Below are 6,428 nucleotides of genomic sequence, written 5' to 3'. Positions count from 1 at the left end.
GAGGAGCTGGTCGACCAGCTCCTCGATCGCCGACGCCCCGTCCTCGGGAGCCAGCGCGGCGTGCGATTCCCGCCCGGTCACGCGGATGCGGGCGCGGGTGCTGCCCCAGCGGGCGGTCTTCACCGCGCCATCGGGGTGCGGGGGCTCGAAGCCCAGTGCGGCGACCGCGTCGCGGCAGTGCTCGGCCACCAGTCCCCGGGCCGAGGGCGAGCCGACTTCCTCGTCCGCGACCAGGACCATCGTGATCGGCCGGTGCGGAATCCCGTGCTGGGCGAGGAGTTCCACGGCGGTTTCGAAGACGACGAGGCCGCCCTTCATGTCGTACACGCCCGGCCCGTGGATCCGGCCGTCCTGCTCCAGCCACGGCACGGATCCGTCGAGCGTGCCGGTGGGCCACACCGTGTCGTGGTGGCCGAGGCACAGGACCGGTCGCTGGTCCTGCCCGTCGCCGGTGCCGGGGAAGTGCGCGACCAGGTTGGCGCCGGTGGCGCTGGCGTGCAGTTCGGTGCGGGCGCCGAGTTCGTCGTAGCGCCGCCGCAGCAGATCGAGCAGGGCGTCGAGCGCGTCGGCGTCCCCGCTCGGCGTTTCCAGGCGGACGTAGCGGTGCAGCCGGTCGCGCATCCGGGCCGCGTCGACAGCTTCGCTTTCGATCAGGCTCACAGATACGAAACGTATCTTTTCGAGCTGGCTCAAGCAAGGCGGTTGACAAACGCTGTTCCGGCACGCATGTTGTTGCAAATTACGTTTCGTAAGATGGCTGCATGGGGCGATCGTTCCGATGCGGTGCGTGAGGAGGGGCCGTGGGACGCGGACCTGCGTCGGAGGTCCGGGCGGCCGGTTTCGTCGTCCAGAACTTGAACACCGCCGAGTTGCAGCGGCAGGCCGCCGCGCTGTACCGGCGCGTGTTCGGCTACCGGGATTCCGACGTCGGGCTGAGCCCGCCGCTGCTGACAGCGCTGCTGCGCAACGGCGGCTCGGTCGTCGGAGCGGTGGGCGAGGACGGTGCGCTGCTCGGCTTCGCCTACGGCATGCGCGGTGGCGACGGCACGCGGATGTACCACTACTCGCAGGCCGCCGTGGTCGCGCCGGAGAGCCAGGGCATCGGGCTGGGCCGGAAGCTGAAGCAGGCGCAGGCCGAGGTCGCCCGCGACACCGGGATGCGCTTCATGCGCTGGAGCTACGACCCGCTGATCTCCCGCAACGCGCACTTCAACCTCGACGTGCTGGGCGCGGTCGGCCGCTGGTACGTCGACGACTTCTACCTGCACGAGCAGTCGGACCGGGTCGTCGTCGAATGGGATCTGGAGCAGACGCCCGAGCCCTTCGCGCCGGAGTCGGTACCGCGGTTCACGAGCGCGGACTGGGGGACCAAGCAGGGCTTCGGCGACCACGGTCTGCTCGTGGTGCCCTCGGACCCGGCGCTGCTCGAACCGGCCCGGACGGCAGAGGTGAGGTCCGCCGTGCGCGCCGGCTTCCACGATTTCCTCGCCTCCGGCCTCGCCGCCCGCTCCTGCCAGAAGGTCTCGGCGGAGACCTCGGTTTACTGGTTCACCCGTGTCCCGATCACCGGAGGTGGCCATGACCGCCCATGACGCCAACCGCGACCTGGCCAGCCCGCGCCAGCGCTACGACGCGCGCGTGCAGCGCCGCTCGGCGGCCGTTCTGCAGCAGCGGGTCGTCGAGCAGGAGATCCGGTCGCTGGACGCGGCGATGGGATCGATCGCCCGCGACGGTTCGGTCGAGCGGGCCGCCGCGCTGGTGGTGGGGGCCCGTCGCCGGTTCATCCTCGGCTCCGGCAAGTCCTTCGCCTACGCCTGCCTGCTAGCCGCCGACCTCGGCGCGTCGCTGTCGAACGTGACCACCATCGACGGCCGCATCGTGCAGGCCGTCGACGTGCTGACCGAGGTGCGTTCCAGCGACGTGCTGGTCGTCTTCTCGCTGCGCCGCTACCGCCGCGAGAGCATCGAGGTCGCCCGCCAGTTCACCGCCTCCGGCGGCACCCTGGTCGTGGTGACCGACGCCGAGGACGCGCCGCTGGCCCAGGTCGCGGACGCGGTCATCGTCGTGCAGACCGAGAGCGCGTCCTATTCGGACTCGCCGACCGCCGTCGCCGCCGTCGCCCACGTGCTGGCCACCCTGACCACCGCCAGCGCCAAGGGCGCACAACGCCGCCTCGGCGAGCGGGACCGCTTCTCCCGCGCCCTGGGGATTTACGCGGACGAAGCAGAGAACCTCTGATCGGAGACATGATGAAGATCGCCAGCGCCGCGCTGCACCGCGTCCGGCTGCCGCTGAAGCACAGCTTCCAGACCAGCTCGCACCGCAAGGACCACCTCGAGCACGTCCTGGTGCAGCTGGTCGACGAGTCCGGCGCCGTCGGCTGGGGCGAGATCGCCTCGCCGAGCGACCCGTACTACGCCTCGGACACGGTAGAGACCAGCTGGACGGTCGCCACCGGATACCTCCTGCCGGCCATCCTCGGCCGCGAGGTCGAGCACCCGAGCCGGCTCGGCGAGCTCTACGGCAAGGTGCGCGGGCACCGCTTCGCCGCCGCCGGGATCGACGCGGCCGGCTGGGCGCTGTGGACCGCGCAGCAGGGCGTTCCGCTGGCCCGGGCGCTCGGCGGTGAGCGGGAAACCGTGGTGGCCGGGGTGTCGCTGGGCATCGAGCCCACCATCGACGAGCTGCTCGAGCAGGTGCAGCGCCAGGTCGACGCCGGGTACCCGCGGGTGAAGCTGAAGATCGCCCCGGGCTGGGACGTCGAGCCGGTCAAGCAGGTCCGGGCCGCCTTCCCGGAGCTGAACCTGCACGTCGACGCCAACGGCGCCTACCTGGACATCCCCGAGCACCGCTCGGTGCTGCGCGAACTCGACAACTTCGAGCTGGCCATGATCGAGCAGCCGTTCGCGCCGCGCGCGCTGCTGCCCTCCGCGGAGCTGCAGGCGTCCATCGAAACCCCGGTCTGCCTGGACGAATCCGTGGACACCCTGGACGACCTGCGCACCGCGATCGCGCTGAAGGCGGCGCGGATCCTCAACATCAAGGCTTCCCGCATGGGCGGGCTGACCACCGCCGTCGCCGCGCACGACCTGGCCCGCGAGGCGGGCTGGCCGGTGTGGTGCGGCGGGATGCACGAGTTCGGCATCGGCCGCATCGCCAACGTGGCGCTGTCCAGCCTGCCCGGATTCAGCTTGCCCTCAGACGTTTCGGCGTCGGAGAAGTACTACGCCCGCGATGTGGTGAACCCACCGCTGGTCGCGCACGCAGGGGTCGTCGCCGTGCCCACCACCCCGGGGCTCGGCGTCGAGGTCGACGAGGACTTCATCGCCCAGCACAGCCACCAGACCCACAGAAAGCAGTCCTCATGAGCAATGTGGACAGTGCGGGTGCACCGCCGAGAGCGGACACCCCGACCGGGCCCTCGAAGGTCCGAAGATCGATCATCACGATATCCGCCATCGCCGGCTTGGTCCTGTCCGCGGCCCTCGGGCCGTTCGTCGAGGCCCCCACGCTGTGGGGTCTGGTGCCGATCGTGCTCTACGCAGCGCTCGCGCTGCTCGGCATGGACATCATGGTGGCCACTGTCGTCGCAGTGGTCTCCGCGCTGCTGATCATGATGCCCACCCCGGCCGCGATCGGGGAGATGCTCGGAAAATCGCTCGGTGACCAGGTCACCGTCATCGGCCTGGTCATCATGCTCGGTGCCGGGGTCGGCGAGATCCTGCGCAGCACCGGCATCGCGGCGACCATCGTGCGCGGTGTGATGCGAGTGGTCGGCGAGCGCAACCGCACCGCCGCCACGCTGGGCGTGATGATCTCCTGCCTGGTGCTGGTCGCCAGCCTGGGCACCCTGGCGGGCGCGCTGGCGATCGCCGCACCGCTGCTGCTGCCGGTCGTCGCCCGGCTCGGCTTCACCCGCTCGGCGACGGCGGCGATGATGTTCACCGGCGGCTGCGCCGGCCTGGCGCTGGCACCGTTCGCCGGTTCCAACGTCGCGATCATGAGCGCCGCCAAGGTCGGCTACCTGCAGTACCTGCTCTACGGCGCCGGGCCGCTGGCGGTGTTGTCGCTGATCGCGGGCCTGGTGATCGTGCCGTGGATGCAGCGGCGGACCGAAGGAACAGGGGACGACTACAACGCGGAGGACCTCGGCGCCGTCGACGAGGAACCGGCGCGCGGCAGCGGACGGGCGACCGCGGCGTTCGCCATCGCCCTGGTCGTCAGCGTCGCCTACGCGATCGTCTCCGGCGCGGGCACCACGTTCCCGCTGCTGGCCCTGCCGGTGCTCGGGATCGTCGCCGGCCTGGTCGGCGGGCTGAGCCCGACCGAGATCGCGGCCCAGATGTACCGGGGCGCGGCGCGGCTGGTGAACGTGTTCCTGCTGTTCTGGCTGCTGGCGGTGCTGTTCGCCGAGATCGACGAGCTGCAGCCGTTCCAGGTCGTCCTGGACACCTACGGCACCAGCATGCAGGGCCTGTCGCCGTTCGTGTTCGCGCTGCTCATCGCCGGGCTCGGCTGGGTCGGTGTGCCGGGGGCGACCGCCGCGCAGGTGGTGCTGCTGAACAAGGTGTTCGGCGGGCTCGCGGTGAGCCTCGGGATCAGCTCGGGCGCCTGGGTCGTGGTGCTGCTGTTCGCCTCCAAGGCCGACACCTACGGTCCGTTCCCCAACGCCAACATGGTCGGCGCGATGAGCTTGGCCCGTTCGACCAGCCTGAAGAACATCTTGCTGACCGGCTTCGCGCTGCTGGTGCCGTGCTGCCTGATGTACGCGGTGATCCTGTTCTTCGAAACCAGCTGAAGCCGGGGCCGTGCGGTGTCGCGACGCCGCACGGCCCCGCCGAGTCCGAGGAAGTGCCCGTGTTCGACATCGTGATCAACGGCGGCGAGGTGGTCGACGGGACCGGCGCGCCGCGACGACGCTGCAACGTCGGCATCGCAGGCGACCGGATCGCCGAGCTCAGCGCCGAAAAGCTCGCCGGGCGGCGGGAGATCGACGCCACCGGCCAGATCGTGGCCCCCGGCTTCATCGACCTGCACTCGCACGCCGACTACACCCTGGAAGGCGACCCGGCCGCCGTCACCCAGATCCACCAGGGCGTGACGACGCTGGTGACCGGCAACTGCGGGCATTCCCCGTTCCCGTTCACCGACCTGGACCTGATCCGCCGCGCCAGCATCATCGACGACCGGGCGATGAGCTGGAAGTGGCGCGATGCGGCGGGATTCCAGGACGCGGTCGGCGGAGCAGCGGTCAACGTCGCGCTGCAGGTCGGCCACAACGCGGTGCGCTTGGCGGTGCTCGGCGACGCAGACCGGGCCCCGACCGCGGCCGAGCTGGACCGGATGTGCGCACTGGTGAGAACCGCCGCGCAGCAAGGAGTTGTCGGCTTCTCCACCGGACTCATCTACGCCCCGGGCGTGTTCGCCGACGCCGCGGAGGTGCGTGCGCTGGTGGCCGCGGCGGCATCTGCCGGGCTGCTGTACTCCACGCACATGCGAAACGAAGCCGCGACGCTGCTCGACGCGGTGCGCGAGGCGATCGAAGCCGCCGAACTGGCCGGCGCCCGTTTGGAGATCTCGCACCTGAAGGCGATGGGTCCGGAGAACCACGGCAAGGTCGTGGAAGCACTCGCGCTCATCGACGCCGCCCGCGAACGCGGCGTGGACGTCACCGCCGACGTATACCCCTACACCGCGTCCAGCACGTCCCTGGTCTCGCGCCTGAGTCCGTGGGCGGTCGATGGCGGCAAGGACGCCCTCCTGGAGCGCTTGGCGGATCCGGCGACCCGGGAGCGGATCGCAGCCGAGCTGCGCGCTAGGTTCGGCCGGGACATCGACCCGGAAGGCCTGGTCATCGCCGACCTGCCGATCGGTGCCGAAGGCGCGGACATCGGGCTGTCGGTCGCCGAGATCGGCCGCCGCGACGGCGTGGACCCCGCAGAAGCGGCGCTGCGCGTGCTGGACCGGCACTCGGCGAACGTGACGATCGTGAACCACGCGATGAGCGAAGCCGACGTCGACGCGGTGCTCCAGCACCCGTGGGTGTCGGTGGCCAGCGACGGTTGGATCATGACCGAGCAGGGCGAAGGCCGACCGCACCCGCGCAGCTTCGGCACCTTCGCCCGGGTCCTCGGCCGCTACGTGCGCGAACGCGGCGTCGTTGCGCTCGAGGACGCGGTGCGCAAGATGACCGCGCTGCCCGCGGCCCGGATCGGGCTCACCGACCGCGGAGTGCTGGCCGCTGGCAGAGCCGCCGATGTCGCCGTGTTCGACCCCGCCACGATCATCGACAAGTCGACCTTCGAACAGCCGTGGCAGTTGGCGACGGGCTGCTCGGCGGTCCTGGTCAACGGCGTGCCAGTCCTGCTCGATGGCAACCCCACCGGACGCACCAGCGGCAAGGTCCTGACCCCGGCGGCGTGACCCGC

At 70.9% G+C, this 6,428-nt stretch carries 6 protein-coding genes; 5 read left to right on the top strand and 1 reads right to left on the bottom strand.

Annotation, left to right across the window (positions count from 1 at the left end):
• The coding region (locus ABTZ89_RS11525) for a M20/M25/M40 family metallo-hydrolase (RefSeq protein ID WP_351043116.1) at positions 1-660 on the bottom strand (660 nt) is incomplete at its 3' end.
• 140 nt (positions 661-800) lie between these two features.
• Between ABTZ89_RS11525 and ABTZ89_RS11520 the strand changes: the two genes are divergently transcribed.
• The 5 genes from ABTZ89_RS11520 to ABTZ89_RS11500 are packed head-to-tail and all read left to right on the top strand — an operon-like array spanning position 801 to position 6,423.
• Complete coding sequence (locus ABTZ89_RS11520; RefSeq protein WP_351043113.1) at positions 801-1,592, top strand: GNAT family N-acetyltransferase; 792 nt, start codon at positions 801-803, stop codon at positions 1,590-1,592.
• The gene (locus ABTZ89_RS11515; protein ID WP_351043110.1) at positions 1,579-2,238 is read left to right on the top strand and encodes a MurR/RpiR family transcriptional regulator; all 660 of its coding nucleotides are present in this window, start codon (positions 1,579-1,581) and stop codon (positions 2,236-2,238) included. The genes ABTZ89_RS11520 and ABTZ89_RS11515 overlap by 14 nt, the downstream gene beginning before the upstream one ends.
• Before the next feature lie 8 nt (positions 2,239-2,246).
• Positions 2,247-3,368 carry an o-succinylbenzoate synthase gene (gene menC / locus ABTZ89_RS11510; RefSeq protein ID WP_351043108.1) on the top strand — a complete coding sequence of 374 codons (1,122 nt, stop codon included), beginning with the start codon at positions 2,247-2,249 and terminating at the stop codon, positions 3,366-3,368.
• A complete protein-coding gene (locus ABTZ89_RS11505; protein ID WP_351043105.1) occupies positions 3,365-4,798 on the top strand; it encodes a Na+/H+ antiporter NhaC family protein in 1,434 nt (477 codons plus the stop codon). The genes menC and ABTZ89_RS11505 overlap by 4 nt, the downstream gene beginning before the upstream one ends.
• Before the next feature lie 59 nt (positions 4,799-4,857).
• The gene (locus tag ABTZ89_RS11500; RefSeq protein WP_351043103.1) at positions 4,858-6,423 is read left to right on the top strand and encodes an N-acyl-D-amino-acid deacylase family protein; all 1,566 of its coding nucleotides are present in this window, start codon (positions 4,858-4,860) and stop codon (positions 6,421-6,423) included.
• The last annotated feature ends 5 nt before the right edge of the window (positions 6,424-6,428 follow it).

It is taken from the genome of Saccharopolyspora sp. NPDC002686, assembly GCF_040295745.1.
Classification (GTDB): Bacteria; Actinomycetota; Actinomycetes; order Mycobacteriales; family Pseudonocardiaceae; genus Saccharopolyspora; species Saccharopolyspora oryzae.
The sequence above is the reverse complement of the archived record's forward strand: the minus strand, read 5'-3'. Positions and strand labels throughout refer to the sequence as shown.

Bases quoted from the DNA above. Each gene is read 5' to 3' on its own strand.
- ABTZ89_RS11515 (WP_351043110.1), top strand. From the start codon at position 1,579: ATGACCGCCCATGACGCCAACCGCGACCTGGCCAGCCCGCGCCAGCGC.
- menC (WP_351043108.1), top strand. From the start codon at position 2,247: ATGATGAAGATCGCCAGCGCCGCGCTGCACCGCGTCCGGCTGCCGCTG.
- ABTZ89_RS11505 (WP_351043105.1), top strand. From the start codon at position 3,365: ATGAGCAATGTGGACAGTGCGGGTGCACCGCCGAGAGCGGACACCCCG.